Origin of the sequence: Leucobacter luti, assembly GCF_050310065.1 — a bacterium.
GTDB classification, from domain to species: Bacteria; Actinomycetota; Actinomycetes; order Actinomycetales; family Microbacteriaceae; genus Leucobacter; species Leucobacter luti_B.
The window spans coordinates 2062490-2087537 of record NZ_CP190007.1 but is presented as its reverse complement, the minus strand read 5'-3'; the positions used below and the strand labels follow the sequence as shown (position 1 = coordinate 2087537).

Below are 25048 nucleotides of genomic sequence, written 5' to 3'. Positions count from 1 at the left end.
CTGCAGAATTGCGAGCGAGTGCAGGGGTGGGTGCCCACGCCGCGCGCTGCCCCGGCACTGATCCGGGGCAGCGTCTCGCGTTCGCTCAGAAATCTGCGGTCGTTCGCAAGATTCTGGGCGCGAACGTGCGAGCGACTGCAGAATTGCGAGCGAGTGCAGGGGTGGGTGCCCGCGCTGCGCGCTGCCGCGGCGTTGGTCCGGCGCTCGCCCCCCTCGTCTGACGCTCGCTCAGTAATCTGCGCTCGTTCGCAAGTTTTCGGGCGCGAACGTGCGAGCGACTGCAGTATTGCGAGGGAGTGCAGGGGTGAGTGCAGGCGCTGCGTGCTCGCGGAGGCGTTGATCCGGCGCCGCGCCCCACGCTCGCTCAGTAATCTGCGCTCGTTCGCAAGCTTTCGGGCGCGAACGTGCGAGCGACTGCAGAATTGCGAGCGAGCGCAGGTGTGCGGGCCCCCGCAGGGCGCCAGGACGCCCCGAAACCCTAGAAGGGCAGCAGCGGGTCGATCGCGATCGCGAGCGACAGCACCGAGAGGTACGTGATCGAGGCGTGGAAGACGCGCATCGGCTTGCCCTCTTCGCCGCGGATCGCGCTCGAGTACAGCTTGTGCGCCTCGATCAGGAAGTAGGCGCCAGTCGCGAGCGCGCCGACCGTGTAGACGATACCCATGTTCGCGATGGGGATCAGGAGCAGGCTCGACGCGACGGTCGCCCACGTGTAGAGGATCGTCTGTAGGCCGACCGTGACACGCCCGCGCACGACGCCGAGCATCGGCACGCCGGCGTTCGCGTAGTCGTCGCGGTACCGCATGGAGAGCGGCCAGTAGTGGGCCGGGGTCCAGAGGAAGATGATCAGGAAGAACACCCATGCCGGCCAGTCGAGGCTGCCCGTGACGGCCGCCCAGCCGATGAGCACGGGGAAGCAGCCCGCGATGCCGCCCCAGATGATGTTCTGCTCGCTGTAGCGCTTGAGCACGAGCGTGTAGATGACCACGTAGAAGAAGTTGGCGGCGGCCGAGAGCGCGGCGGCGAGCCAGTTCGTCGTGAGCAGCAGCCAGCCGACCGAGACGATCCCGAGCACCCAGGCGAAGATGAGGGCGTTGCGATCCGAGATCTCCCCCGTGACGAGGGGCCGGTTGGCGGTGCGCTTCATCCGGCGATCCATGTCGCGGTCGATGTAGCAGTTGAACGCCCCGGCGGATCCTGCGCTGAGGGCGCCGCCCACGAGCGTCGCGAGCACGAGCCAGAGGTTCGGCATGCCGCCGGCCGCGAGGATCATCGCGGGCACCGTGACGACGAGCAGCAACTCCATCACGCGGGGCTTCGTGAGGGAGATGTAGTTCTTGACCGTGCGGCCGAACGACGGTCGCGGCCGGTCTGAACGGGCCTGGGTCTGGGCTGAGATCTGGGTGGACATCACCTCTCATGGTACCCCTCCTGCGACTAGGATTGTGAGGGGTGCGCCGCGAGGCCTCCGGAATCTAGCTTCCCGTGTGAAAGGTGTGTCTTGGGAAACGAATTGCAGTGGGATGTTCTCGACGATCGGGCGGTTGACACCGCGCGCGTCCTCGCGGCTGACGCCGTCGAGAAGGTCGGCAACGGCCACCCAGGAACGGCGATCAGTCTCGCGCCGGTCTCCTACCTCCTGCACCAGAAGGTGATGCGTCATGATCCCGCGGACACGAAGTGGATCGGCCGCGACCGGTTCATTCTTTCGGTCGGCCACTCCTCGCTGACGCAGTACGTGCAGCTGTACCTCGGCGGCTACGGCCTCGAGCTCGAGGATCTGGAATCGCTGCGCACCTGGGGATCCAAGACTCCCGGTCACCCAGAGTACGGGCACACGGACGGCGTCGAGATCACGACCGGCCCGCTCGGCCAGGGTCTCGCCTCGGCCGTCGGCTTTGCCTACGCGGCCCGCTACGAGCGCGGGCTTTTCGATCCCGAGGCTGCTCCCGGATCGAGCCCCTTCGATCACTTCATCTACGTCGTCGCCGGTGACGGCGATCTTCAGGAGGGCGTGACGAGCGAGGCCTCCTCGCTCGCGGGCCACCAGGAGCTGGGCAACCTCATCGCGATCTACGATTCGAATCAGATCTCGATCGAGGACGACACCGACATTTCGTTCTCGGAGGACGTGGCGAAGCGCTACGAGTCCTACGGCTGGCAGGTCATCGAGGTCGACTGGAAGCGCACGGGCGCCTACGTCGAGGACGTTGCCGAGCTGAACGCCGCGATCGAGGCCGCGCAGGCCGAGACGACGAAGCCGTCGCTCATCATCCTCAAGACCATCATCGGCTGGCCCTCCCCCGGCAAGCAGAACACCGGCGGGATCCACGGATCGAAGCTCGGCGCGGAGGAGCTCGCCGGGCTCAAGCGCGAGCTCGGCTTCGATCCCGAGCAGCACTTCGTCGTTGCCCCCGAGGTGATCGAGCACACCCGTAAGGCCCTCGAGCGGGGCGCCGAGAAGCGCGCCGAGTGGCAGCGCTCCTTCGACGAGTGGGCCGCCGCGAACCCTGAGCGCAAGGCGCTGTTCGATCGCGTCGAAGCGCAGGAGCTGCCCGAGGGCGCGCTCGAGGCGCTGCCGACGTTCGAGCCGGGCGAGAGCGTCGCGACGCGCGCGGCGAGCGGCAAGGCCCTCGCGGCCCTCGGACCGATCATGCCGGAGTTGTGGGGCGGATCCGCGGACCTCGCTGGCTCGAACAACACCACGATTCCGGGAGTCCCCTCCTTCGTGCCGGTCGGCCACTCGACCTCGAGCTGGAGTGGCGACCCCTACGGGCGGGTGCTCCACTTCGGGATCCGCGAGCACGCGATGGGTGCGATCATCAACGGGATCCAGCTGCACGGCAAGACCCGCAGCTACGGCGGCACCTTCCTGATCTTCAGCGATTACATGCGCCCCGCGGTGCGCCTCGCCGCGCTCATGAACGTGCCGAGCATCTTCGTCTGGACGCACGACTCCATCGCGCTCGGCGAGGACGGGCCGACGCACCAGCCGATCGAGCAACTCGCGACCCTGCGCGCGATCCCGAACCTCGCGATGGTGCGGCCCGCGGACGCGAACGAGGTGTCGATCGCGTGGCACGAGCTGCTGCTTCGCCACGAGGGCCCCGCGGGCCTCGCGCTGACCAGGCAGAATGTGCCCGTGCTTCCGCGCGGCGGCGACTTCGCCGACGCGGAGGGCGTGCGCAAGGGCGCCTACGTGCTCGCGGACTCCCCCACCGACTCGCTCGACGTAATCCTGATCGCGACCGGATCCGAGGTGCAGCTCGCCGTCGAGGCGCGCGAGCGACTCGCGGCGGACGGGATCGGCGCCCGCGTCGTCTCGGCGCCGTGCCTCGAGTGGTTCGCGGAGCAGACGCCCGAGTACCGCGAGAGCGTGCTGCCCGCGGCCGTGACGGCGCGGGTGAGCGTCGAGGCCGGCCTCGCGCTCGGCTGGGAGCGCTACGTGGGCGACCGAGGTCGCTCGGTCTCGATCGAGCACTTCGGCGCCTCAGCCGACTACCAGACGCTCTTCGAGAAGTTCGGCATCACCACCGACGCAGTCATCGCAGCGGCGCAGGACACGCTCGCCGCGAACGAGAAGTAGGGATCTATGACCTCCTCCCCCACCACAGCGCTCAGCAAGGCCGGGATCAGCATCTGGCTTGACGACCTGTCCCGCACACGCATCGAGTCGGGCGACCTCGCCCGGCTCGTGCGCGAGCGCGACGTCGTCGGCGTCACCACGAACCCGACGATCTTCGCGGGCGCCCTCGCGGGGGGCGAGGGCTACGCCGACCGGATCGCGGCGTGCGCCGCGGCCGGCCGCAGTGTCGACGAGACGATCGTCGACCTCACCACCGCCGACGTCGCAGACGCCTGTGACATCCTCGCCGACGTCTTCGCGGATTCGGACGGCCGCGACGGCCGCGTCTCCATCGAGGTGGAGCCCGGCCTCGCGCGCGACGCCGACGGCACGATCGCCCAGGCCCGCGAGCTGTGGGCGCGGGTCGACCGCCCGAACGCCATGATCAAGATCCCGGCCACCGAGGAGGGGCTCGTCGCGATCACCGCGGTGACTGCCGCGGGGATCAGCGTCAACGTCACGCTGATCTTCAGCCTCGAGCGCTACCGCCAGGTCATCAACGCCTACCTCACGGGGCTCGAGCAGGCCCGCGCGGCAGGCCGCGACCTCTCAGCGATCCACTCGGTCGCCTCCTTCTTCGTCTCACGCGTGGACTCGGAGATCGACGGGCGGCTCACCGCGATCGGCTCCGAGGAGGCGCTCGCTCTCAAGGGGCAGGCCGGCATCGCGAACGCGCGCCTCGCCTACGAGGTGTTCGAGGAATCGTTCGACAGCGAGCGCGCGCGCTTCCTGCTGTCGCTCGGCGCGAACGCGCAGCGGCCGCTCTGGGCGTCGACCGGGGTGAAGGATCCGGCGCTGCCGGACACGCTGTACGTGTCGGAACTCGTCGCCCCGCTCGCGGTGAACACGATGCCGGAGGCGACGCTCGAGGCGTTCGCCGATCACGGCGTCGTGCGTGGCGACACGGTGACGAGCGAGTACCTCGAGTCGAATCAGCTGCTCAACGCGATCGACCGGCTCGGGATCGACTACGTCGACGTCGTGGAGAAGCTCGAGGTCGAGGGGCTCGCGAAGTTCGATGCCTCGTGGGAGGAACTGTGCGCGACCGTGCAGCGGGCGCTCGCGGAGGTCGATGCTGCGTGACGCTGCATTTGACGATCTCAGAGGACATCGCCGCGGCGCCCGGCTTCCACGAGGCGCTCGGGCGGCTCGTCGAGGATCGCGTCGCGAGCAGGATCTTCGCGCTCGACGCGGGGCTCTGGGGCGAGGCGGCAGAGGCGGAGGCAGCTGCGCGGCTCGGTTGGACCGACTTCTCCGAGGGCGCGCGCGCCGCAGTCACGAGCGCCGAGTCGCTGCGGGCTGCCCTCGCGGATGAGGGCGTCGACCGGATCGTGCTGTGCGGCATGGGCGGATCGAGCCTCGCGCCTGCCGTGATCAGCCGGTGGTCTGGCGTGGAGCTCGTCGTCATCGACTCGACGCACCCGACGGTGGTGCGCCGCGCAGTGACCTCGGAGCTGGCCAGGACGGCCGTCGTGATCAGCTCGAAGTCGGGCGGCACGATCGAAACCCTGAGCCACAGGGCCACCTTCGCTCGCGCGTTCGCTGACGCCGGGATCGATCCCGCGTCGCGGATCATCGTGGTGACGGATCCGGGTTCGCCGCTCGAGGCGTCCGCGCTCGAGGCCGGCCAGCGGGTCTGCAACGCGGATCCCGACGTGGGCGGTCGATTCTCGGCGCTGACCGCGTTCGGGCTCGTGCCCGCGGGGCTCGCCGGTGCCGACATTCGCACGCTCGTCGGCGACGCGGAGTCGATCCGCGGCTCGCTCACGATTGACGACGCCGACAACCCCGCGCTGCGGCTCGCGGCCGCGCTGGCCGCCGGGCTGCCGGGCCGTTACGTGCTCGGCATCGACTCGAACGCCGACGCGCGCTGGGGGCTCGGCGCCTGGATCGAGCAGCTCGTCGCGGAATCAACGGGCAAGGAGGGGCTCGGGGTGCTCCCGATCTCCCTGCCCGAGGGCGCGCCGGAGCTCTCCGAACACGCCGACAGCCTGCTGCTCGTGCGGCTGGGCGGCGGCGCGGCCGCGCTGTCCATCGACGACGGCGTCGCGGTGTCGGCCCCGCTCGGCGCGCAGTTCCTGTTGTGGTCGGTCGCGACAGCGGCACTCGGGCGGCTCATGGGCATCGACCCGTTCAACCAGCCCGACGTGGAGTCGGCGAAGGTCGCCGCGCGCGAGGTGCTCGCCGATCCGGCGGCGCATCCCGAGGCGGCAGGCTCCGCGATCGCCGGGCTACCCGGGGCTGCGCTCCTCGCCTCCCCCGCTGATGCGACGATCGATTCGCTCGACTCGCTCGCGGCGGCGCTCGAGTCGATGGTGCCAGCCGGCGGATACCTGGCGATCCAGGCCTATCTGGATCCGGAATCCCCCGCCCGCGATGAGGTGATTGCGTTGCGGGATCGGCTTGCCGCGCGGCTGGGTGTGCCCGTGTCGCTCGGCTGGGGTCCCAGCTACCTGCACTCGGTGGGGCAGCTCCACAAGGGCGGGCCGAGGCTCGGCGCGTTCCTGCAGCTGTGCGATGCAGAGCTCGAGCCGCTGTCGATCCCGGGATCCGACGCCGACTTCGCGACCCTTATCGCGGCGCAGGCGCGCGGCGATCGCGCGATCCTCAGGGAGCGGGGCCGCCCGGTGATCGCGATCTCGAGCGAGGACCCCGGCCAGACCGCAGCCGCCCTCTAGCCACACCTTGCCGGTTCTGCCCTCGCTGCGTGGTTTATCGCGGATAATTCGCACATCGAGCGCAGAACCGGCAAGGGGGGCGGCATCCTGGTGGATGCCGCCCCCCTTGTAGTGGAAGGTTAGGACTTGGCGCGGGCCGTTCCCCTGCGCGTGCGCAGCTTCACGAGCGCCTGCTCGAGGAGCTCCTTCGCCTCTTCCTCCGTGCGACGCTCCTTCACGTAGGCGAGGTGCGTCTTGTAGGGCTCGTTCTTCGGGAGCATCGGCGGGTTCGCCTTGTCGCGACCGGCGGGCAGCCCCGAGGTCGGGCAGTCGATCTGCTCCGGGATGTCCTCACTCGGGACATCCGCTGCAAAGTACCTGATGGTCTCATTGCCGAGCGCATCCCAGTATGAGATCTGCACTCGGTCGGCGCGCGCACCGTGATCCATTTCCCCCATGGGGCCGGATCCGACGCGGGCACCACGAATGGCGTTACTGCCAGCCATGGCTTCCTTTCTGCGGTGTACTGCTGGTGCGCAGACTCGGTCAGACGACCGAGAAGCGGGCGACGAGGCCGAGGCCTACGATCGAGGCCACCCAGACCAGCGACACGATGACGGTGATGCGGTTGAGGTTCCGCTCGGCGACTCCGGAGGACCCGAGGCTCGAGGTGACGCCGCCGCCGAACATGTCGGAGAGGCCGCCACCGCGTCCCTTGTGCAGCAGGATGAACAGCGTGAGCAGGAGGCTCGTGATCACGAGGATGACGATCAGAGCGATCTTAAGGATGAGCACGCGTTCACCTTTCTGGGGTCGAATGCACGGAGGGCCAAGGACCAGTATACCGCCTGAGGCTGACGGATCGCTCCGCCGCGCACAGATCCGGCTACGCGCCCGTGACGTGCTTCTTGAACTGGACGATCTTCGCGAACTCGTCGGACTTGAGGCTCGCCCCGCCGACGAGCGCGCCGTCGACGTTCGGCTGCCGCAGGAATCCGGCGACGTTCTGGCTCGCGACCGAGCCGCCGTAGAGGATCCGGGTGGCGGCGGCGCGCTCGTCGCCGCACAGGTCACGCAGCGACTCGCGGATTGCCTTCGCGACCTCCTCGGCCTGCTCGGGCGTCGCGGCCTGGCCGCTCCCGATCGCCCACACGGGCTCGTATGCGATGACGAACTCGGCGTCCTTCGGCAGCGACGACACGGCCGCGGCGAGCTGCGCGAGCGGGATCGCCGCTGCTCCGTGCTCCTCAAGGTCCTCGGCGGTCTCGCCGACGCAGATCATGGGGACGAGCCCTGCCCGGTGCGCCGCGAGGGCCTTCTGGCCCACGAGCTCGTCGCTCTCGCCGTGCCCGTGCCGGCGCTCGGAGTGCCCGACGAGCACATAGCGCGCCTCGAGCTTCGCGAGCATCGCCGCGGAGATGTCACCCGTGTACGCGCCGGACTCGTGCGGCGACACGTCCTGCGCGCCGAGCACGAGCGAGAGCTTGTCCGCGGCGAGCAGGGTCTGCACGGAGCGCAGGTCGGTGAACGGCGGGAACACCGCGACCTCGGTCTCGCCGTAGTCGTGCCGCGCGTCCTTGAGCGCCCACGAGAGCTTCTGGACGAGCGCGATCGCCTGCAGGTGATCGAGGTTCATCTTCCAGTTGCCCGCGATGAGCGGCACGCGGTCGGTCTGCAGGAGCGGCTCGCGCAGCTCCGGGATCTGCTCGTTCACGCGAGTACCTCCAGGCCGGGCAGCTGCTTCCCCTCGAGGAACTCGAGGCTCGCGCCGCCACCGGTTGAAATGTGGCCGAACTGGTCGTCGGAGAAGCCGAGCGCGCGGACCGCGGCGGCGGAGTCGCCGCCGCCGACGACCGTGAAGCCCTCGGTCTCGGTGAGTGCCTTCGCGACGACGCGGGTGCCGTTCGCGAAGGCCTCCATCTCGAACACGCCCATCGGGCCGTTCCAGAAGACGGTGCGGGATCCCGCGATCACCTCGGCGAACGCGCGGGCCGACTCGGGCCCGATGTCGAGCCCGATCCCCTGCGCGCCGAAGCTGGACGACTCGATGGCGTCGGCCGCGACGACCTCGTGCGCGGCGTCGGCCGCGAAGGCTTCGGCCACGACCACGTCGGTCGGGAGCACGATCCGGACGCCGCGGTCCTCCGCGGTCTTCAGGTAGCCGCGCACGGTGTCGAGCTGGTCCTCCTCGAGGAGGCTCGAGGCGACCTGGTAGCCCTGGGCCGCGAGGAAGGTGAAGAGCATGCCGCCGCCGATGAGCAGTGTGTCGACGCGCTCGATCAGGTGCGAGATGACGCCGAGCTTGTCGGAGACCTTGGATCCCCCGAGCACGACCGTGTAGGGGCGCTCGGGTGATTCGGTGAGGCGCTGCAGCACGTCGAGCTCGGCGGCGACGAGCCGACCGGCTGCGCTCGGCAGCAGCTGGGCGAGGTCGTACACGCTCGCCTGGCGCCGGTGCACGACGCCGAAGCCGTCGGAGACGAACGCGTCGCCGAGCTGTGCGAGCTCGCGCGCGAACGCCTCGCGCTCGGCGTCGTCCTTGCTCGTCTCTCCCGCGTTGAAGCGGAGGTTCTCGAGGAGCAGGACGTCGCCGTCGCCGAGCGCGTCGACGGCGGCCGAGGCGTCTGCCCCGACCGTCTCGCCGACGAACCCGACGGGTGCATCGAGGAGCTCCGACATGCGTTCAGCCACGGGCTTCAGCGAGAAGCGGGCCTCCGGCTCGCCCTTGGGGCGGCCGAGGTGGCTGATGAGGACGATCTTGGCGCCGGCCTCGCGCAGTTCGCGGATCGTGGTGAGCGATGCGCGGATCCGGCCGTCGTCGGTGATCACGCCGTCCGCCAGTGGGACGTTGAGATCGCAGCGGACGATCACGGTGCGCGAGCGCAGCGGACCCAGGGAATCGATGGTTCGCATGTGTGCGGTGAACTCCTCGGTGAGGGGGATGGACTAGATCAGGCCGGGGGTCTGCGTGCGCGCAGCCTCGAAGCGCTTCGCGACATCCTGCCAGTTGGCGATGTTCCAGAAGGCCTTGACGTAGTCGGCGCGGACGTTGAGGTAGTCCAGGTAGTAGGCGTGCTCCCACACGTCGAGCATGAGGAGCGGCACGGTGCCCGCGGGGAGGTTGCCCTGCTGGTCGAAGAGCTGCACGATGTTCGGGCGCTGACCGAGCGCGTCCCATGCGAGCACGGCCCAGCCGGAGCCCTGCACGCCGAGAGCGGTCGCGGTGAAGTGCTTCTGGAACTTCTCGAAGCTGCCGAAGAACTCGTCGATCGCGGCCGCGAGCTCACCCTCGGGGCGCTCGCCGCCCTCGGGCGACAGGTTGTTCCAGAAGATGGAGTGGTTCACGTGACCGCCGAGGTTGAACGCGAGATCCTTCTCGAGCTTGTTCACCGCGCCGAGATCGTCCGCATCGCGCGCCGCGGCGAGCTGCTCCAGCGCGGTGTTCGCGCCCGTGACGTACGCCTGGTGGTGCTTGTCGTGGTGCAGCTGCATGATCTTGCCGCTGATGTGCGGCTCGAGCGCAGCGTAATCGTAAGGAAGTTCGGGAAGTGAGTAAGCAGCCATGGGGCGCTCCAATCTCTAGCGTTCTACCGGTGTTTCACGGCTCAGTCTATCGCCGGGCGTCACCGATTCCGAGGGGGTTGCGCTCCCCCATCCGGGATTTCGCCCGCGGCGGAAATTCGGGTGAATCGGCCCGCATCGAACCCGCGTCGCGGGCGCCGCGGGCGCTAGATTGCGTCGAGTTCCTCGGGCAGGTTCGCTTCCGTGCCCGGGATCCCGCGCGCCTCGGCGTCCTTGTCCGCCATGGCGAGGAGGCGCCGGATCCGGCCCGCGACCGCGTCCTTCGTGAGCGGCGGCTCGGCGCGCGCGCCGAGGTCGTCGAGGCTCGCCTCGCGGTGCTTCAGGCGGAGCTCGCCCGCGTAGCGCAGGTGCTCCGGGATCTCGTCGCCCAGGATCTCGAGCGCCCGCTCCACCCGCGCGCACGCCGCGACGGAGGCCTGCGCCGAGCGGCGGAGGTTCGCGTCGTCGAAGTTGACCAGGCGGTTCGCGGTCGCGCGGGTCTCGCGCGCGCGGCGCAGCTCGTCCCACTTGGCGCGCGCCTCGGTCGCGCCGATCGCGCCGAGCATCGCGCCGATCGCCTCGCCGTCGCGGATGATGACCTTGTTCTGGCCGCGGATCTCGCGGCTCTTCGCCTCGATCCTGAGCCGGCTCGCAGCACCCACGAGCGCCATCGCCACCTCGTTGCTCGGGCAGACGACCTCGAGGCTCGCGGAGCGGCCGGGCGCGGTGATCCCGCCCCGCGCCATGAACGCGCCGCGCCAGATGGCGGCGAGCTCGGGCTGCGCGCCCGTCGTGAGGCGGTTCGGCAGGCCCCGGATCTGGCGCCTGCGCTGGTCGAGGAGGCCGAGCTGGCGCGCGAGGGTCTCGCCATCGATCACGCGGACGAGGAACTGGGGCGCGCCGGGGCGGGTGCTCGACGGGGGCAGCTGCTTCGCGTCCGAGCGGACGCCGTAGAGCTCCGCGAGGTCCTTGCGCACGCGCTGCACGATCTGCGGCGTGTGGAGCTCCGCCTCGAGGGCGATCCGGCCCGAGATGGTGTGGAGTCCGCCAGCGAGGCGCAGGATCGTGGCGACCTCCGCGACCCGTTCCCCGGTGCGCTGCACCGGGAAACGAACAAGCTCACTCTTTACCTCGGGGGTCGACAGCACGAAGGGGTCCTTTCGGAAACTGAGAATGTGAAAAAGTGTGGCGTCGTGTCCGCGCGCGGGGCGCTGGACTACTCGCGACCGAGGTCGCGGTGACGCAGGGAGACGCTCACTCCCGGGAGACCGGCCAGGCGATCCGCGAGCTCTCTCGCGGTCGCAACCGAGCGGTGTTTTCCGCCGGTGCATCCTACCGCGAGAGAAGCATGACGCTTGTTCTCGCGCTGGAAGCCGGCGAGCACGGGGGTGAGCGCGGCGACGTAGTTGTCGAGGAACTCGGCCGCCCCTTCGCGGCTGAGCACGTAGTCCTTCACTTCGGAGTCCACGCCTGACAGGGCGCGGAGTTCCGGCTCCCAGAACGGGTTCGGGAGGAAGCGCATGTCGACCATCAGATCGACGTCGGTCGGGGCGCCGTACTTGAAGCCGAAGCTCAGCACCGACAGCTGGAGGCCGGGCGTGTCTTCGTCCGAGAAGAGCTCGCGCGTCGCGGTCGACAGCTCGTGCACGTTGTAGCGCGAGGTGTCGATGACGACGTCGCTCGACGCGCGCAGCTCCTGCAGGCGATCGCGCTCGAGGCGGATCCCCTCGAGCAGGCTGCCCGCCTCGCCCTGGAGCGGGTGCGGCCTCCGCACCGACTCGTAGCGGCGGACCAGGATCTCGTCGGTCGCGTCGAGGAACACGACGCGCACCGTCGCGGTGGCGCGGAGCTCGTCGACCGTCTCTTGGATGTCCGCGAAGAGGTCGCGGCCGCGCACGTCGACGACGGCGACGATCCGCGGGAGCGCCCCTCCTGAACGATCCGCCATGTCCGCGAGCGTCTTCAGCATCGCGAGCGGAAGGTTGTCGACGACGTACCAGCCGAGATCCTCGAGCGTGTTCGCGACCGTGCTCCGGCCCGCGCCCGACATTCCCGTGACGATGAGGATTTCCTGCAGGGACACAGCCTCGCTCATTCGACGCCCTCCATATCCCGCGTGCGATCATCCGACGCATCAAGCTTAGCGTCAGTGGCGGTGTCGTCTCTGAGATGCGCGGCGATCTGCTCAGCCAGCTTGGGCCCGAGGCCCGGCGCCGCGGCGAGTTCCTCGAGCGAGGCCGCCTTCAGCCTGGTGACCGATCCGAAGTGCCTGAGCAGGCCCTTCACCCGTTTCGGACCGAGGCCCGGGATCTCCGAGAGCCGGCTCGCGATCGACGTGCTGCGGCGCTGCCGCTGGAACGTGATCGCGAAGCGGTGCGCCTCGTCGCGGATCCGCTGCACGAGGAAGAGCGCCTCGCTCGTGCGCGGCAGGATCACCGGGAACGGGTCGTCCGGCAGCCAGATCTCCTCGAGCCGCTTCGCGATCCCGCACAGCGCCACGTCGTCGATCCCCGCCTCGTCGAGCGCGCGTTTCGCGGCCTTGACCTGGGGTTCGCCGCCGTCGACGATGAGCAGCTGCGGGCGGTCGCGGTACACGCCGCTCGGCGCCTCGCCGCTCTCGCGCGCCAGGTTCAGCTGCGCCGCCCGACGGCTCACGACCTGGTGGATCGAGTCGGTGTCGTCGCGCGTCTCCTCGATCCGGTAGCGCCGATAGGCGCCCTTGGCCGGGAGCCCGTCCTCGAAGACGACGAGCGAGGCGACGACGTCGGTGCCCTGGAGGTGCGAGACGTCGATGCATTCGATCCGGAGCGGGGCCTCGGTCATGCCGAGCGAGCGCTGGATCTCGGCGAGCGCGTCAGTGCGCGCGGTGAGATCCGCGGCCCGCTTGAGCTTGTGCCTGATCAGGTGCTCCCCCGCGTTCAGTACGGCGCGCTCCATGAGCTGCACCTTGTCGCCGCGCTCGGGGACGCGCACGCGCACGCGCCCGCGCCTCGGCCGCTGCGCGCTCAGCGCGTTCTGCAGCGCCTCAGTGTCGCCCGGCATCACGGGGACGAGGATCTCCGGCGGCGGCTCCCGCTCCCCCTCGTAAGCCGACTGGATGACCTGCTCCAGCAGCGTTTCCGGGGAATCGTCGAGCTCCACGTCGACGACCCAGCTGCGCTCGCCCCGGATCCGGCCGCCGCGGATAATGAACTGGTGGGCGGCCGCGGCGAGCTCGTCTGCGCGGAGGCCGAAGACGTCGACGTTCACGTCCATGCCGAGCACGACCGCGTTCTTCTCCATGACGTGCTCGACGGCCTGCACCTGATCCCGCAGCCGCGCCGCGTCCTCGTAGCGCTGCTCGGCTGCGGCGTCGCGCATTCGGCGCTGCAGGGCGCGCAGGTGGCTCGTGTCGCCGCCGGCGAGGAAGGAGACGAGCTCCTCGACGCGCTCGCGGTGCTCCTCGATCGTGAGCCGGCCCGAGCAGGGGCCGTTGCAGCGGCCGATCTGGCCGGCGAGGCAGGGGCGGCCGCTCGTCATCGCGCGCTTGTAGTCCGCGTCGTTGCACGTGCGGATCGGAAACGCCTGCTGCAGGAGGCCCGTCGTCTCGCGGAGCGCCCACACCTTCGGATAGGGGCCGAAGTAGCGCGCGCCGCGGATGCGCTCGTTGCGCGTGATGATGAGCCTCGGCGACTCCTCGCGCAGAGTCACCGCGAGGTACGGATACGTCTTGTCGTCCTTGAACTGGACGTTGAACGGGGGCTTGAACTCCGTGATCCAGGTGTGCTCGAGCACGAGCGACTCGGTGTCGGTCGCGACGACCGTCCAGTCGACCCGGGCCGCGAGCGCGAGCATGCGGCGCGTGCGCGGCATGAGCGAGTGCAGCGGCTGGAAGTAGTTCGAGAGCCGCGACCGGAGGTTCTTCGCCTTGCCGATGTAGAGGACCCGGCCGTGCTTGTCGCTGAAGCGGTAGACGCCCGGCGACGTCGGGATCTCGCCCTGGGCCGGGCGGAAGGCGGCGCGGTGGTCCGTCTCCGCCATCACGGGAGGAACCGGCCCGTCACTACGCGCTCACCCGCTGGGCCTCGGCGGCCCGCGCCGACTTCGCCGTCCTCGCCGACTCGGCCGACTTCGCAGCCTTCGCCGACTTCGCGGCCCAGCCATCGAGCACCTCCGCGAGGAAGCGGCCCGTGTGGCTCTCCGGGTGCTTGGCGAGCTGCTCCGGCGTGCCCTCCGCGATGATCTGCCCGCCGCCGGATCCGCCCTCGGGGCCGAGGTCGATCACCCAGTCCGCGCTCCTGATCACATCGAGGTTGTGCTCGATCGTGATGACCGTGTTGCCCTTGTCGACGAGGCCGTTCAGCACGAGCAGGAGCTTGCGCACGTCCTCGAAGTGGAGGCCCGTCGTCGGCTCGTCGAGCACGTAGATGCTGCGGCCGTTCGAGCGCTTCTGCAGCTCGGTCGCGAGCTTCACGCGCTGCGCCTCGCCGCCGGAGAGGGTCGTAGCGCTCTGCCCGAGGCGCACGTAGCCGAGACCCACGTCGACCAGGGTCTTCATGTAGCGGTGGATGCTCGAGATCGGCTCGAAGAACTCCTCCGCCTCCGCGATCGGCATCTCGAGGACCTCCGAGATGTTCTTGCCCTTGTAGCGGACCTGCAGGGTCTCGCGGTTGTAGCGGGATCCGCCGCACACCTCGCACGCGACGTAGACGTCGGGGAGGAAGTTCATCTCGATCTTCAGCGTGCCGTCGCCGGAGCACGCCTCGCAGCGGCCGCCCTTGACGTTGAAGCTGAAGCGCCCGGGCAGGTAGCCGCGGGTCTTCGCCTCGGGGGTCTCGGCAAAGAGGTTGCGGATCTTGTCGAAGACGCCCGTGTAGGTCGCCGGGTTTGAGCGCGGGGTGCGCCCGATCGGCGCCTGATCCACGTGCACGACCTTGTCGAGGTGCTCGAGACCCGTGACGCGGGTGTGCTTGCCCGGCACGAGGCGCGCGCCGTTGAGCTGGTTCGCGAGCACCCGGTACAGGATGTCGTTGACGAGCGTCGACTTCCCCGAGCCGGAGACGCCCGTCACTGCCGTCATGACGCCGAGCGGGAAGGTCGCGTCGACGTTCTGCAGGTTGTTCGAACGGGCGCCGACCACCTTGAGCTCGCGCTTCTTGTCGCGCTTGCGGCGCTTCTTCGGGGTTTCGATTCCGCGCCGGCCCGCGAGGTAATCCCCCGTGATGGAGCGGGGGTTGTCGATCAGCCCCGAGTAGCTGCCCGAGTGCACGACCGTGCCGCCCTCGACGCCCGCGCCCGGCCCGATGTCGACGACCCAGTCGGCCGACTCGATCGTCTCCTCGTCGTGCTCGACCACGATGAGGGTGTTGCCGAGATCCCGCAGCTTGAGGAGCGTTTCGATGAGCCTGCGATTGTCGCGCTGATGCAGGCCGATGCTCGGCTCGTCGAGCACGTAGAGCACGCCGGTGAGGCCTGAACCGATCTGCGTCGCGAGCCGGATCCGCTGCGCCTCGCCGCCCGACAGGGTGCCGGCGGCGCGCGCGAGCGTGAGGTAGCCGAGGCCGACCTCGATGAGGAAGTCGAAGCGGAGCCGGATCTCGCGTAGCACCTGGGCGGCGATCTTCGCCTCGCGCTCCGTGAGCACGACGTCGTCGAAGAAGCGCTTCGCGTTGGTGAGGCTGAACTCGCCCACGCCGGCGATCGACTGGCCGTCGACCGTGACCGCGAGGACCTCGGGCTTCAGGCGCTGGCCGTTACACGCGTGGCACGGCACCTCGCGCAGGAACTCCGACCAGCGATCCCGCTTCGCATCGGACTCCGCCTCGGCGTACTGCCGTTCGATGAACGGGATCACGCCCTCGAAGCCCGACGAATACTTCACCTCCCGGCCGAAGCGGTTCTTCCACCGCACGCTGACCTTGAAGTTGTTGCCGTAGAGGACGGCCTGCGTGACCTCCTCCGGCAGATCCTGCCACGGGGTGTCGAGCGAGAAGTCCAGATCCCGAGCAAGACCGCGGAGCAGCTTGTCGTAGTACTGGTAGAGGCTCTTGCCCTGGCTCGTCCACGGCACGATGACGCCCTCGGTGATCGAGAGCTCGGGATCGCCGAGCACGAGATCCTCGTCGACCGACATGCTCGTGCCGAGGCCGGAGCACGTGGGGCACGCGCCGAAGGGCGCGTTGAACGAGAAGGTGCGCGGCTCGATCTCGGTGAGCTGCACCGGGTGCTGATTCGGGCACGAGAGGTTCTCGGAGAATCGCCTGGTCCGCTCCGGATCGTCGGCGTCGAGGTCGACGAAATCGATCGTGACGACGCCGCCCGCGAGGCGGAGCGCGGTCTCGAGCGAGTCGGTCAGCCGACCGAGCACGTCTGGGCCGGCGACGAGGCGATCCACCACGACCGAGATGTCGTGCTTGATCTGCTTCTTCAGCTTCGGCGGATCCGATAGCTGGATGAGCTCGCCGTCGACGAGCGCGCGCGAGTAGCCGCCCGCCGCGAGGTCCTGGAAGAGGTCGACGAACTCGCCCTTCTTCTTCGAGACCACGGGTGCGAGCACCTGATAGCGCGTGCGTTCGGGGAGCTCCATGAGGCGATCGGCGATCTGCTGGACCGTCTGCGACGCGATCCGCTCGCCGCAGACCGCGCAGTGCGGGATCCCGACGCGGGCCCAGAGGAGGCGCATGTAGTCGTAGATCTCGGTGATCGTGCCGACGGTCGAGCGCGGGTTTCGGTTCGTGGACTTCTGGTCGATCGAGACCGCGGGGCTGAGGCCCTCGATGAAGTCCACGTCGGGGCGATCCACCTGGCCGAGAAACTGGCGCGCGTAGGCGCTGAGCGACTCGACATAGCGCCGCTGCCCCTCGGCGAAGATCGTGTCGAACGCGAGGCTCGACTTGCCGCTGCCCGAGAGCCCGGTGAAGACGACCATCGAGTCGCGCGGGATCGCGAGATCCACGTTCTGCAGGTTGTGGACCCGTGCTCCCTGGATGCTGATCTGAGCGTGAGCAGCGGACGAGCGGATCGGTGCGGTGGTCTTCGAAGTCACTGCTCCATCCTATGCGCCCGAGCCTGGAAATTCGAACATATGTGCGAGTGATTTCGCTGTGGGCAAGCTTCCCATCTGGGGAGCTTTCGCGTATTATCGAGGTAAGCAAACGAAAGGAGTGCGAGATGTCGATCGCGCACCTCTCCCCCGCCGCCGGACGGCGTCGATCCGAGCGGGTTGCCGGGGCTGCCGCCGTTGGTTCGCCGGCCCCCGGTGCCGATCCGGAGCGGGATCGGCTGCTCGCGCTTGTCACCCAGATCGACGGCGACCGGCTCGAGCTCGCCGAGGAGATGCTCGGCGAGATCCTCGCGCACCAGCGGGCCGACGCCCGCCGGATGACGGCGCCGGAGATGTCGGCGCTCGCGCGCCTCGGGGTCGCCGAGGAGGCGCTCATGGAGCCGTCGGCGCTGCCTGCGACCATGCGGGGCAAGCTGTGGGAGCGGGAGATGGCGGCGCGCACCCACACGGTGGCCGAGGTCGCGGAGATGCTCGGGGTGACGGCGGCGCGCGTGCGCCAGCGCTGCGCGGCCGGCACGCTCATCGCGCACCGCAGGAGCGACGGATGGGCGCTTCCCGCGTTCCAGTTCCCCGAGGGGCGCGAGCTGCCGGGCTGGGGCCAGGTCGCCCGCGTGATCGGGGCCGGGACCCCGCTGCTCCTCGCCGAGCGCGTGCTCACGTCGCCCGCGCCGCGGCTCACCGCGGGCGACGAGGCGCTCGCGCCGTTCGAGTGGCTCGCACAGGGCGGCGATCCCGAGGCGGCGGCTGCCGCCGTCGACGACGCGCTGAACCGGCTGCCGTAGGGGCCAGCTCGGTGAGTGAGTCGCTGCCCGCGCCCGATCCGGGGCGGTTCCCGGAGCTCTCGGGCGACCCGACGTGGGTGCGTGCCGTGCCCGCGGGGGCGCTGCTCGCGCGGATCTACCGCTCGGGCGGCGCGCACCCGACCGAGTGGCACGCGTTTCGCACGTACGGGCCGCTCGACGGGCGCTTCGACCCGCACCCGGAGCCCGTCGGCGAGCATGACGGCGTCGGGGTGATGTACGCGGTGCTCGAGGGGCCCGTGGGGGCCGAGGACAGTCTTGACGGGCCGTTCGCGGCTGCGCTCCTCGAGGTCTTCCAGGAACAGCGTATGATCAGGCGTTCCGCCGGTGCGCCCGTGCTCGCGGCGTTCGAGGCCGCGCGTCCGCTCCGGCTCCTCGACCTCGCCGACAGCGACTGGATCGCGGTCGCGGGAGGCAACGCGGCGATCGCCTCGGGCGAGCGGGCGCGCTCCCGCGCCTGGGCGCGGGCGATCGCGGCGCGCTATCCGGAGCTCGACGGGGTGGTGTCTGCGTCGTCCCTGGTCCCGAGCGCGCGCGTCGTGGCGCTCTGGGCGCCGGCCGCCTCAGCGCTGCCGGAGCACCCGCTCGCGCTCATCCCGCTCGACCGCCCGGAGCTCACGGCGCTGATCGACCGCGTGGCGACCCGCTACGCCTACACCCTCCTCTAGCTCGCCTCTACCTTGCCGGTTCTGCCCTCGCTGTGTGGTTTATCAGCGATAATTCGCACATGGAGGGCAGAACCGGCAAGGTGGATCTGAAGCGGGTGGTTTCCGGGTACCGGGGGCGGGTCGGCTCGTTCGAGCGACTGCGGATCCCGGAACGGAGCTATCTCGCGCTCGAAGGATCCGGCGATCCGAACACCTCCGAGGAGTTCGCGTCGGCGCTCGGCGCCCTGTACCCGCTCGCCTACAAGCTGAAGTTTCTGAGCAAGAACGAGCTCGGCCGCGACTACGTCGTGCCCCCGCTCGAGGCGCTCTGGTGGGCGGATGACATGGCGTCCTTCACGAGCGGCCGGGACAAGAACCTCTGGCACTGGACCGCGATGCTACTCGTGCCCGAGTGGCTCGGCGCGGCCGAGGTCGAGGCGGCGCGGGCCGCCGCGCTCGCGAAGGGCGCCCCGGATCTCGTCGGGCAGGTCCGGCTCTTCAGGCTCGACGAGGGCGAGTGCGTGCAGACGCTGCACGTCGGATCCTTCGACGATGAGGGGCCCGTGCTCGAGCGCATGCACGAGGAGTTCATTGCTGATCAGGGGCTCTCGCTCGCCGGCCGCCACCACGAGATTTACCTGAGCGACTTCCGGCGGGTGCCGGCCGAGCGCTGCCGCACGATCCTGCGCCAGCCGGTCGCGGTGCAGGCAGAGCTCGGCGTCAGCTGAGCGGGGCGTAGATGTCGATTCCGTTCCCGTCGGGATCGAGCACGCTCGCGTAGCGCTGGCCCCACGGGGCGTCCCACGGCTTGGCCTTCGACTCGTGCCCCGCGGCGACGATGGCGGCGTGCGCCGCGTCGACCTCCTCGGCCGATCCGGCCTGGAATGCGAAGCCGATTCCGGATCCGGTCGCGCCGGGATCGAAGTCGGGGTCGAAGCTCTGGATGGTGGCGACGGGGTCCCACGCGAGCTTCATCCCGCTCGGGAGCACGTGTTCGACGTGCGGCGCGTCGGCGGGGTGCTCGGGGATGTCGAGGCCGAGGAGGCGGTAGAAGGCGAGGGACGCGGCGAGGTCGCGGGTCACGATGCCGATGAAGTCGAATTGCAGGCTCATGTGGCCACACTATTCGGTTCAGGTCAGTTAGAGGTGGCCTGCGGCCTCCATGCTGCGGAGCTCGCGCTTGAGCTCCGACACCTCGTCGCGGAGCCGTGCCGCCAGCTCGAACTTGAGCTCCTCGGCCGCCGCGAGCATTTGCTCCGTGAGGTCGGAGATGAGCTCCTCGAGCTTCGCCGAGCCCTCCTCCGCGATTGCGCCGGCGCGCGCCGCGGCCTTGCCCTTGGCTCGCTGCGGCGAGCCGCCCTTGCGCTGCGCGTGCGCGCCCGTGCGGGAGAGCACGTCCTCCGTGTCGGCGGCCTCGCGCGCCAGCATCTCCGTGATGTCGCCGATCTTCTTGCGGAGCGGCTGCGGGTCGATCCCGTGCTCCTCGTTGTACGCGACCTGGATCTCGCGGCGGCGGTTCGTCTCGTCGATCGCCTCGCGCATCGAGCGCGTGATCGTGTCGGCGTACATGTGCACCTGGCCCGACACGTTGCGCGCGGCGCGACCGATCGTCTGGATGAGCGAGGTGCTCGAGCGAAGGAAGCCCTCCTTGTCTGCGTCGAGGATCGCGACGAGCGACACCTCGGGTAGGTCGAGGCCCTCGCGGAGCAGGTTGATGCCCACGAGCACGTCGAAGACGCCGGCCCGCAGCTCGGTGAGGAGCTCGACGCGGCGCAGCGTATCGACGTCGGAGTGCAGATACCTGACCCGGATCCCCGCCTCTTCCATGAACGTGGTGAGCTGCTCGGCCATCTTCTTCGTGAGCGTCGTGACGAGCACCCGCTCGTCACGCTCGGCGCGGGCCCGCACCTCCTCGAGCAGGTCGTCGATCTGGCCCTTCGTGGGCTTCACGACGATCTCCGGATCGACGAGGCCGGTGGGGCGGATGATCTGCTCCACGACCCCGTCCGCGAGCTCCATCTCGTACTTGCCCGGCGTCGCCGAGAGGTACACGGTCTGCCCCACACGATCCTTGAACTCCGAGAACTTGAGCGGCCGGTTATCGAGCGCGCTCGGCAGGCGGAAGCCGTGGTCGACGAGCGTGCGCTTGCGCGAGGAATCGCCCTCGAACATCGCCCCGATCTGCGGAACCGTGACGTGCGACTCGTCGATCACGACGAGGAAATCGTCGGGGAAGTAATCGAGGAGGCAGTGCGGCGCCTCCCCCGGCTCGCGGCCGTCGATGTGCCGCGAATAGTTTTCAATGCCCGAGCAGAAGCCGATCTGCTCCATCATCTCGAGGTCGAAGGTGGTGCGCATGCGCAGACGCTGCTCCTCGACGAGCTTGTTCTGCTGCTTGAGCTCGCGCGTGCGCTGGTCGAGCTCCGCAGAGATCTGGCCCATCGCCCGATTCATCACCTGGCGGCTCGCGACGTAGTGCGAGCCGGGGAACACCGACACCGTCTCGACCTGCTTGATGACCTCGCCCGTGACCGGGTGCAGGTAGTAGAGCGCCTCGATCTCGTCGCCGAAGAATTCGATCCGGACCGCCAACTCCTCGTACATCGGGATGATCTCGACCGTGTCGCCCCGGACCCGGAAGTTGCCGCGCACGAACTCGATGTCGTTGCGCTGGTACTGCATGTCGACGAAGCGGCGCAGCAGCACGTCGCGATTCAGCACGTCGCCCACCGCGAGCGGCACCATCGCCTCGTAGTACTCCTCGGGCTTGCCGAGGCCGTAGATGCACGACACGGTCGAAACGACCACCGTGTCTCGCCTGCTCAGCAGCGCATTCGTGGTCGAGTGGCGGAGCCGCTCCACCTCCGCGTTTACCGACGAATCCTTTTCAATGAAGGTGTCGGTCTGCGGGACGTAGGCCTCCGGCTGGTAATAGTCGTAGTAACTGACGAAGTACTCCACCGAGTTGTTCGGCAGCAGCTGCCGGAACTCACTCGCGAGCTGCGCCGCGAGGGTCTTGTTGTGGGCGAGCACGAGCGTGGGCCGCTGCACCGCCTCGATGAGCCAGGCCGTGGTCGCAGACTTGCCCGTGCCCGTGGCGCCGAGCAGCACCACATCGGTCTCGCCCGCGTTGATGCGGCTCGCGAGCTCCTCGATCGCCTTCGGCTGATCGCCGCTCGGCTCGTACTCGCTGACCACTTCGAAGGGCCTGACGCTGCGCGTGGGTTCCATGTCTTCGACACTACTCGGGACCACTGACATTCACGGATCCGGTTCGCGCGGGGCGGATCCGGATCCTGATCCGGCGCCGAATCTGGGGCCTCGCGGCCCGTGAGAATCTAGGTACATGATGTAATCAAGTGATACTGTACCGACATGGACCCCACGATCCTGGACCGCCTGCTCGCGATCAGTGAGCTCTTCGCGCGCGACACGCAGCGGGCCTTCGCGGGCACGAGCCTCACGCAGCCCCGGATCCACGCACTCTGGGTCCTCCATCACACGGGCCCGCAGACGCAGCGCGCCCTCTCCCGCGTGCTCGGGATCACGCCGCGCAGCGTCTCCTCGCTCGTCGACGGGCTCGAAAGCACGGGGTACGTCGTGCGCAAGCCGCACCCGAGTGACCGGCGGGCCACGCTCGTGACCCTCACCGAACAGGCGGAGTCCCTGATGAGCGGCATGTCCGAGTCGCATTCCCGTCTCAACGCGACGCTCATCTCCGCGGTCGCTGAGCCGGATCGGGAGGCCTTCGAACGCGGCGTCGACGCCGTCTTTTGGCGCCTGAGCGAGCTCGTGCGCGGGCCGGCCGAACGCTTCGACGCGGTTGAGCGCGACCGCGGCGAAACCGGCTCGGAGCAGGGGAAAGCGTGATGATCCCCGGCGCCGGCTCCCGTCCGGGGCTGCCGCAGCGGGCGTGGAGCCTTGCGAAGCGGGCCGTCATCATGGAGCTCCGGATCACCGAGAGCCTCTGGCGCGTGATCGCGCGCCGCCCCAAGCTTTCGCCCGGCGATCGGGGATTTCGCTACCACCGCCCCGTGCTCACGGTGCTCATCGTGCTCATGGTGGTCTCCGCGGTGGAGATCCCGATCCTGGACTTCATCGTGCACCGCTGGCTGCCCGTGCGCATCTTCTTCCTCGTGCTCGGGATCTGGGGTGTGACCTGGATGATCGGCCTGCTCTGCGGGTACCTCACGCGGCCGCACACGGTGGGGCCGCGCGGGATCCGGGTGCGCGAGGGGCTTGAGCTGGACATCGCGATCCCCTGGGAGAACTTCGCTGAAATCAGGCTGTTTGAGACGAAGAGCGACCCGAACGATCCCGACAACAAGCCCAAGCGCCTCTTCGACGAGGACGGCGCCCGCGTCTGCGCGATCCGGATCGCCTCCGAGACCAACCTTGAGTTGCGCCTCGAGGGGCCGACTCGGGTGCGCCTCCCCGGGCTGCCGCCCAAGGGCGGTGACCAGGAGATTGAGGTGCTGCGCTTCTGGTCCGACGACCCGAAAGGGATGCTGCGGGCGGTCGCCGAGGAGCTGGAGGGGCGGGGCGTGCCCGGGGCGTGAGGCGCGCTCGGCCCGGCGGTCGCTCCGAGATCTGCGCTCGTTCCGTTGATTTGGGGGTGGATCGTATGAGCGACTGCAGAGTTCGGAGCTACGGCAGGGGCGGGCGCGGGCGCGGCGAGGGCGGGGCTCGCCGGAGTAGGTGCGGCGGGCGCAGGCGCGGCGGTCGCTCCGAGATCTGCGCTCGCTCCGTTGCTTTGGGGGCGGATCGTAGGAGCGACTGCAGAATTCGGAGCTACGGCAGGGGCGGGCGCGGCGAGGGCGGGGCTCGCCGGAGTCGGTGCGGCGGGCGCGGGCGCGGTGGTCGCTCCGAGATCTGCGCTCGCTCCGTTGATTTGGGGGTGGATCGTAGGAGCGACTGCAGATTTCGGAGCTACTGCAGGGGCGGGCGCGGGCGGGCGCCGCGCTACGGCGCGGCGTCGAACGCGGCCGGGAGCGGCAGGTTGCCGACGCCGCTCACCGCGACCGCGTCGAGCCCCTGCCACGCGGCGGCCTGCGCGAGCAGCGCCTGCGCCGCCGCGGCGGTGCGCGCCGGCGCGCCCGGCTCCTGCCACGCGGCCTGCACGAGGAGCTGGCGCCCGGCGCGGTCGGCCTTCAGGTCGATGCGGCCCGCGAGCCGCCCGCCGACCATGAGGGGCAGGCAGTAGTAGCCGAACTGGCGTTTTTCCTTCGGCGTGTAGATCTCGATGCGGTAGTGGAAGTCGAACATGCGCTCCGCCCGCGGCCGGAACCACACCACGGGGTCGAACGGCGTGAGGAGTGCGTCGGGGGCGAGGCGGCTCGGGATCCGCGCGTCGCGGTGCAGCCAGGCGCGTTCCGGGCGGGATCCACCCCAGCCGGCCACGCGCACGGGCAGGAGCTCGCCGGACTCCTCGAGATCGCGCACGGCGGCGCGCGCGTCCGCCGCGGACAGGCGGTGGTAGTCGGCGAGGTCCGCGAGCGTGCCGACGCCGAGCGAGCGGGCGGCGCGCGAGATGAGCTCGCGGTGCGCCTCCTCGCGCGGGATCGCGCTCAGCGCCGAGGGCGGAAGCACCTGTTCGGCGAGCGCGTAGCGGCGCTGGAAGCCCTCGCGCCCCGCCGTCACGACCTCGCCCCAGGCGAAGAGCATCTCGACGGCGCGCTTCGTGTCGCTCCAGTCCCACCAGGGGCCTCGGCGCTCGCGCGGGCCGTCCTCGAGCTCGCGCACGAACTGCGGGCCGCCGTCCGCGAGCCGCGCGCGCACTGCATCGAGCACGGGCGCGAGCTGGGAGGTGCGGCCGTCGGCCGCGTAGCGCTCTCGGAAGCGGTCCATGCGCCAGCCGAAGAGCGGCCGGTCGCCGACCGGGATGAAGGCCGCCTCGTGTGCCCAGTACTCGGTGAACTCGCCGCTCCCCCAGAGATGGCGGTCGAGCGCCGCGGCGTCGTACCCGCCGTGCCGCGAGAACACGGGCAGGTAGTGGCTGCGCGCGAACACGTTGACCGAGTCGATCTGCAGCACGTGCAGGGACTCGAGCGCCGGGTCAAACGGGCGGCGCTTGCGCAGCCGCGCCGAGCCGGAAAAGCCCTGCGCGGCGAGGGCGACGCGGCGCGCCTCGGCGGCCGAGAGGGGCTCGACGGAGCGATCCGCCGAGCCCGAAAGAGCCGAGCCCGTCAACGCTCCCCCAGCCCCGGATCCGAGCTCAGGCGAACCAGAGCGCGAGCTCGCGCGCGGCCGACTCGGGCGAGTCGGAGCCGTGGACGAGGTTCTGCTGCACGGCGAGGCCCCAGTCGCGGCCGAGGTCGCCGCGGATCGTGCCGGGCGCCGCCGTCGTGGGGTCGGTCGTGCCGGCGAGCGAACGGAAGCCCTCGATCACGCGATTGCCCTCGGCGCGCACGGCGACCGTCGGACCCGACGACATGAACTCGATGAGCGGCTCGTAGAAGGGCTTGCCCTCGTGCTCGGCGTAGTGCGCGGCGAGCAGCTCCCGGTCGGCCGACAGCATGCGCAGGCCGGTGATCCGGTATCCCTTCGCCTCCACGCGGCGCAGGATTTCGCCGGTGAGGCCCCGGGCAACGCCATCGGGCTTAACCAGGATCAGGGTCTCTTCTGCGGACATGCACGCTCCTTCGGTGAGAAATCTGCGGGGCGCTCGCCCCGTCATCCAGTGTAGTGGCGGGCACTGACATCCAAGCTGGCACCGG

At 69.7% G+C, this 25048-nt stretch carries 22 protein-coding genes; 8 read left to right on the top strand and 14 right to left on the bottom strand.

All coding sequences use genetic code 11. The features are described 5' to 3' along the window. Positions 1 to 478: 478 nt before the first annotated feature. Entirely contained in the window at positions 479 to 1399 is a 921-nt protein-coding gene (locus ACOPJ3_RS09530) for a heme o synthase (protein ID WP_427871202.1), read from the bottom strand. A gap of 102 nt (positions 1400 to 1501) precedes the next feature. Between ACOPJ3_RS09530 and tkt the strand changes: the two genes are divergently transcribed. Genes tkt through ACOPJ3_RS09515 form a run of 3 tightly spaced genes read left to right on the top strand, consistent with a single transcriptional unit; the run spans position 1502 to position 6303 of the window. Next, the gene (gene tkt / locus ACOPJ3_RS09525) at positions 1502 to 3586 is read left to right on the top strand and encodes a transketolase (protein ID WP_427868945.1); all 2085 of its coding nucleotides are present in this window, start codon (positions 1502 to 1504) and stop codon (positions 3584 to 3586) included. A 6-nt stretch (positions 3587 to 3592) separates the two neighbouring features. After that, positions 3593 to 4708 (top strand): transaldolase, encoded by a 1116-nt coding sequence (gene tal, locus ACOPJ3_RS09520; protein WP_427868944.1) that lies wholly within the window; start codon positions 3593 to 3595, stop codon positions 4706 to 4708. Continuing rightward, complete coding sequence (locus ACOPJ3_RS09515) at positions 4705 to 6303, top strand: glucose-6-phosphate isomerase (protein ID WP_427868943.1); 1599 nt, start codon at positions 4705 to 4707, stop codon at positions 6301 to 6303. Before tal ends, ACOPJ3_RS09515 begins: the two co-directional genes overlap by 4 nt. A 119-nt stretch (positions 6304 to 6422) precedes the next feature. Here ACOPJ3_RS09515 and ACOPJ3_RS09510 read toward each other — a convergent pair whose 3' ends face one another. The 9 genes from ACOPJ3_RS09510 to uvrA form a co-directional block, all read right to left on the bottom strand. Next, positions 6423 to 6788, bottom strand: a complete 366-nt coding sequence (locus ACOPJ3_RS09510) for an RNA polymerase-binding protein RbpA (protein WP_427868942.1) — start codon at positions 6786 to 6788, stop codon at positions 6423 to 6425. 40 nt (positions 6789 to 6828) lie between these two features. Then, positions 6829 to 7077 carry a preprotein translocase subunit SecG gene (secG, locus tag ACOPJ3_RS09505; RefSeq protein ID WP_427868941.1) on the bottom strand — a complete coding sequence of 83 codons (249 nt, stop codon included), beginning with the start codon at positions 7075 to 7077 and terminating at the stop codon, positions 6829 to 6831. 91 nt (positions 7078 to 7168) lie between these two features. After that, a complete protein-coding gene (gene tpiA / locus ACOPJ3_RS09500; protein WP_427868940.1) occupies positions 7169 to 7996 on the bottom strand; it encodes a triose-phosphate isomerase in 828 nt (275 codons plus the stop codon). Continuing rightward, entirely contained in the window at positions 7993 to 9195 is a 1203-nt protein-coding gene (locus tag ACOPJ3_RS09495; protein ID WP_427868939.1) for a phosphoglycerate kinase, read from the bottom strand. The genes tpiA and ACOPJ3_RS09495 overlap by 4 nt, the downstream gene beginning before the upstream one ends. 33 nt (positions 9196 to 9228) lie before the next feature. Then, on the bottom strand, positions 9229 to 9846 hold the full coding sequence (locus ACOPJ3_RS09490) for a superoxide dismutase (RefSeq protein WP_427868938.1): 618 nt from the start codon (positions 9844 to 9846) through the stop codon (positions 9229 to 9231). 164 nt (positions 9847 to 10010) lie between these two features. Further along, positions 10011 to 10991: a DNA-binding protein WhiA gene (whiA, locus tag ACOPJ3_RS09485; protein ID WP_427868937.1), complete on the bottom strand. Its 981-nt coding sequence runs from the start codon at positions 10989 to 10991 to the stop codon at positions 10011 to 10013. A 68-nt stretch (positions 10992 to 11059) separates the two neighbouring features. Continuing rightward, positions 11060 to 11938 carry an RNase adapter RapZ gene (gene rapZ / locus ACOPJ3_RS09480; RefSeq protein WP_427868936.1) on the bottom strand — a complete coding sequence of 293 codons (879 nt, stop codon included), beginning with the start codon at positions 11936 to 11938 and terminating at the stop codon, positions 11060 to 11062. Further along, a complete protein-coding gene (gene uvrC / locus ACOPJ3_RS09475) occupies positions 11935 to 13863 on the bottom strand; it encodes an excinuclease ABC subunit UvrC (RefSeq protein ID WP_427868935.1) in 1929 nt (642 codons plus the stop codon). The genes rapZ and uvrC overlap by 4 nt, the downstream gene beginning before the upstream one ends. A gap of 22 nt (positions 13864 to 13885) precedes the next feature. Next, entirely contained in the window at positions 13886 to 16867 is a 2982-nt protein-coding gene (gene uvrA / locus ACOPJ3_RS09470; RefSeq protein ID WP_427868934.1) for an excinuclease ABC subunit UvrA, read from the bottom strand. A gap of 125 nt (positions 16868 to 16992) precedes the next feature. Between uvrA and ACOPJ3_RS09465 the strand changes: the two genes are divergently transcribed. Genes ACOPJ3_RS09465 through ACOPJ3_RS09455 form a run of 3 tightly spaced genes read left to right on the top strand, consistent with a single transcriptional unit; the run spans position 16993 to position 19060 of the window. Further along, positions 16993 to 17667 (top strand): hypothetical protein, encoded by a 675-nt coding sequence (locus tag ACOPJ3_RS09465; RefSeq protein ID WP_427868933.1) that lies wholly within the window; start codon positions 16993 to 16995, stop codon positions 17665 to 17667. A gap of 11 nt (positions 17668 to 17678) precedes the next feature. After that, positions 17679 to 18353, top strand: a complete 675-nt coding sequence (locus ACOPJ3_RS09460) for a hypothetical protein (protein ID WP_427868932.1) — start codon at positions 17679 to 17681, stop codon at positions 18351 to 18353. Between the two features lie 59 nt (positions 18354 to 18412). Further along, positions 18413 to 19060 (top strand): GyrI-like domain-containing protein, encoded by a 648-nt coding sequence (locus ACOPJ3_RS09455; RefSeq protein WP_427868931.1) that lies wholly within the window; start codon positions 18413 to 18415, stop codon positions 19058 to 19060. Here the strand turns inward: ACOPJ3_RS09455 and ACOPJ3_RS09450 are convergent. Continuing rightward, entirely contained in the window at positions 19053 to 19445 is a 393-nt protein-coding gene (locus ACOPJ3_RS09450; protein WP_427868930.1) for a VOC family protein, read from the bottom strand. The genes ACOPJ3_RS09455 and ACOPJ3_RS09450 overlap by 8 nt on opposite strands. Before the next feature lie 27 nt (positions 19446 to 19472). Further along, positions 19473 to 21563: an excinuclease ABC subunit UvrB gene (gene uvrB, locus ACOPJ3_RS09445; RefSeq protein ID WP_427868929.1), complete on the bottom strand. Its 2091-nt coding sequence runs from the start codon at positions 21561 to 21563 to the stop codon at positions 19473 to 19475. Between the two features lie 144 nt (positions 21564 to 21707). On the opposite strand from uvrB, the gene ACOPJ3_RS09440 reads away from it, so the two are divergent. Next, positions 21708 to 22202: a MarR family winged helix-turn-helix transcriptional regulator gene (locus tag ACOPJ3_RS09440; RefSeq protein ID WP_427868928.1), complete on the top strand. Its 495-nt coding sequence runs from the start codon at positions 21708 to 21710 to the stop codon at positions 22200 to 22202. Further along, entirely contained in the window at positions 22199 to 22891 is a 693-nt protein-coding gene (locus tag ACOPJ3_RS09435; RefSeq protein WP_427868927.1) for a hypothetical protein, read from the top strand. Before ACOPJ3_RS09440 ends, ACOPJ3_RS09435 begins: the two co-directional genes overlap by 4 nt. 403 nt (positions 22892 to 23294) lie before the next feature. Here the strand turns inward: ACOPJ3_RS09435 and ACOPJ3_RS09430 are convergent, their stop codons facing one another. Then, entirely contained in the window at positions 23295 to 24521 is a 1227-nt protein-coding gene (locus tag ACOPJ3_RS09430) for a winged helix-turn-helix domain-containing protein (RefSeq protein ID WP_427868926.1), read from the bottom strand. 25 nt (positions 24522 to 24546) lie between these two features. Next, positions 24547 to 24963 carry a nucleoside-diphosphate kinase gene (gene ndk, locus ACOPJ3_RS09425; RefSeq protein ID WP_427868925.1) on the bottom strand — a complete coding sequence of 139 codons (417 nt, stop codon included), beginning with the start codon at positions 24961 to 24963 and terminating at the stop codon, positions 24547 to 24549. Between the last annotated feature and the right edge of the window lie 85 nt (positions 24964 to 25048).

Excerpts from the sequence above, each read along its gene's own strand:
- tal (WP_427868944.1), top strand. The coding sequence starts at position 3,593 with ATGACCTCCTCCCCCACCACAGCGCTCAGCAAGGCCGGGATCAGCATC.
- ACOPJ3_RS09510 (WP_427868942.1), bottom strand. The coding sequence starts at position 6,788 with ATGGCTGGCAGTAACGCCATTCGTGGTGCCCGCGTCGGATCCGGCCCC.
- ACOPJ3_RS09495 (WP_427868939.1), bottom strand. The coding sequence starts at position 9,195 with ATGCGAACCATCGATTCCCTGGGTCCGCTGCGCTCGCGCACCGTGATC.
- ACOPJ3_RS09490 (WP_427868938.1), bottom strand. The coding sequence starts at position 9,846 with ATGGCTGCTTACTCACTTCCCGAACTTCCTTACGATTACGCTGCGCTC.
- rapZ (WP_427868936.1), bottom strand. The coding sequence starts at position 11,938 with ATGAGCGAGGCTGTGTCCCTGCAGGAAATCCTCATCGTCACGGGAATG.
- uvrC (WP_427868935.1), bottom strand. The coding sequence starts at position 13,863 with ATGGCGGAGACGGACCACCGCGCCGCCTTCCGCCCGGCCCAGGGCGAG.
- ACOPJ3_RS09465 (WP_427868933.1), top strand. The coding sequence starts at position 16,993 with ATGTCGATCGCGCACCTCTCCCCCGCCGCCGGACGGCGTCGATCCGAG.
- ACOPJ3_RS09455 (WP_427868931.1), top strand. The coding sequence starts at position 18,413 with ATGGAGGGCAGAACCGGCAAGGTGGATCTGAAGCGGGTGGTTTCCGGG.
- ACOPJ3_RS09450 (WP_427868930.1), bottom strand. The coding sequence starts at position 19,445 with ATGAGCCTGCAATTCGACTTCATCGGCATCGTGACCCGCGACCTCGCC.
- uvrB (WP_427868929.1), bottom strand. The coding sequence starts at position 21,563 with ATGGAACCCACGCGCAGCGTCAGGCCCTTCGAAGTGGTCAGCGAGTAC.
- ACOPJ3_RS09440 (WP_427868928.1), top strand. The coding sequence starts at position 21,708 with ATGGACCCCACGATCCTGGACCGCCTGCTCGCGATCAGTGAGCTCTTC.
- ndk (WP_427868925.1), bottom strand. The coding sequence starts at position 24,963 with ATGTCCGCAGAAGAGACCCTGATCCTGGTTAAGCCCGATGGCGTTGCC.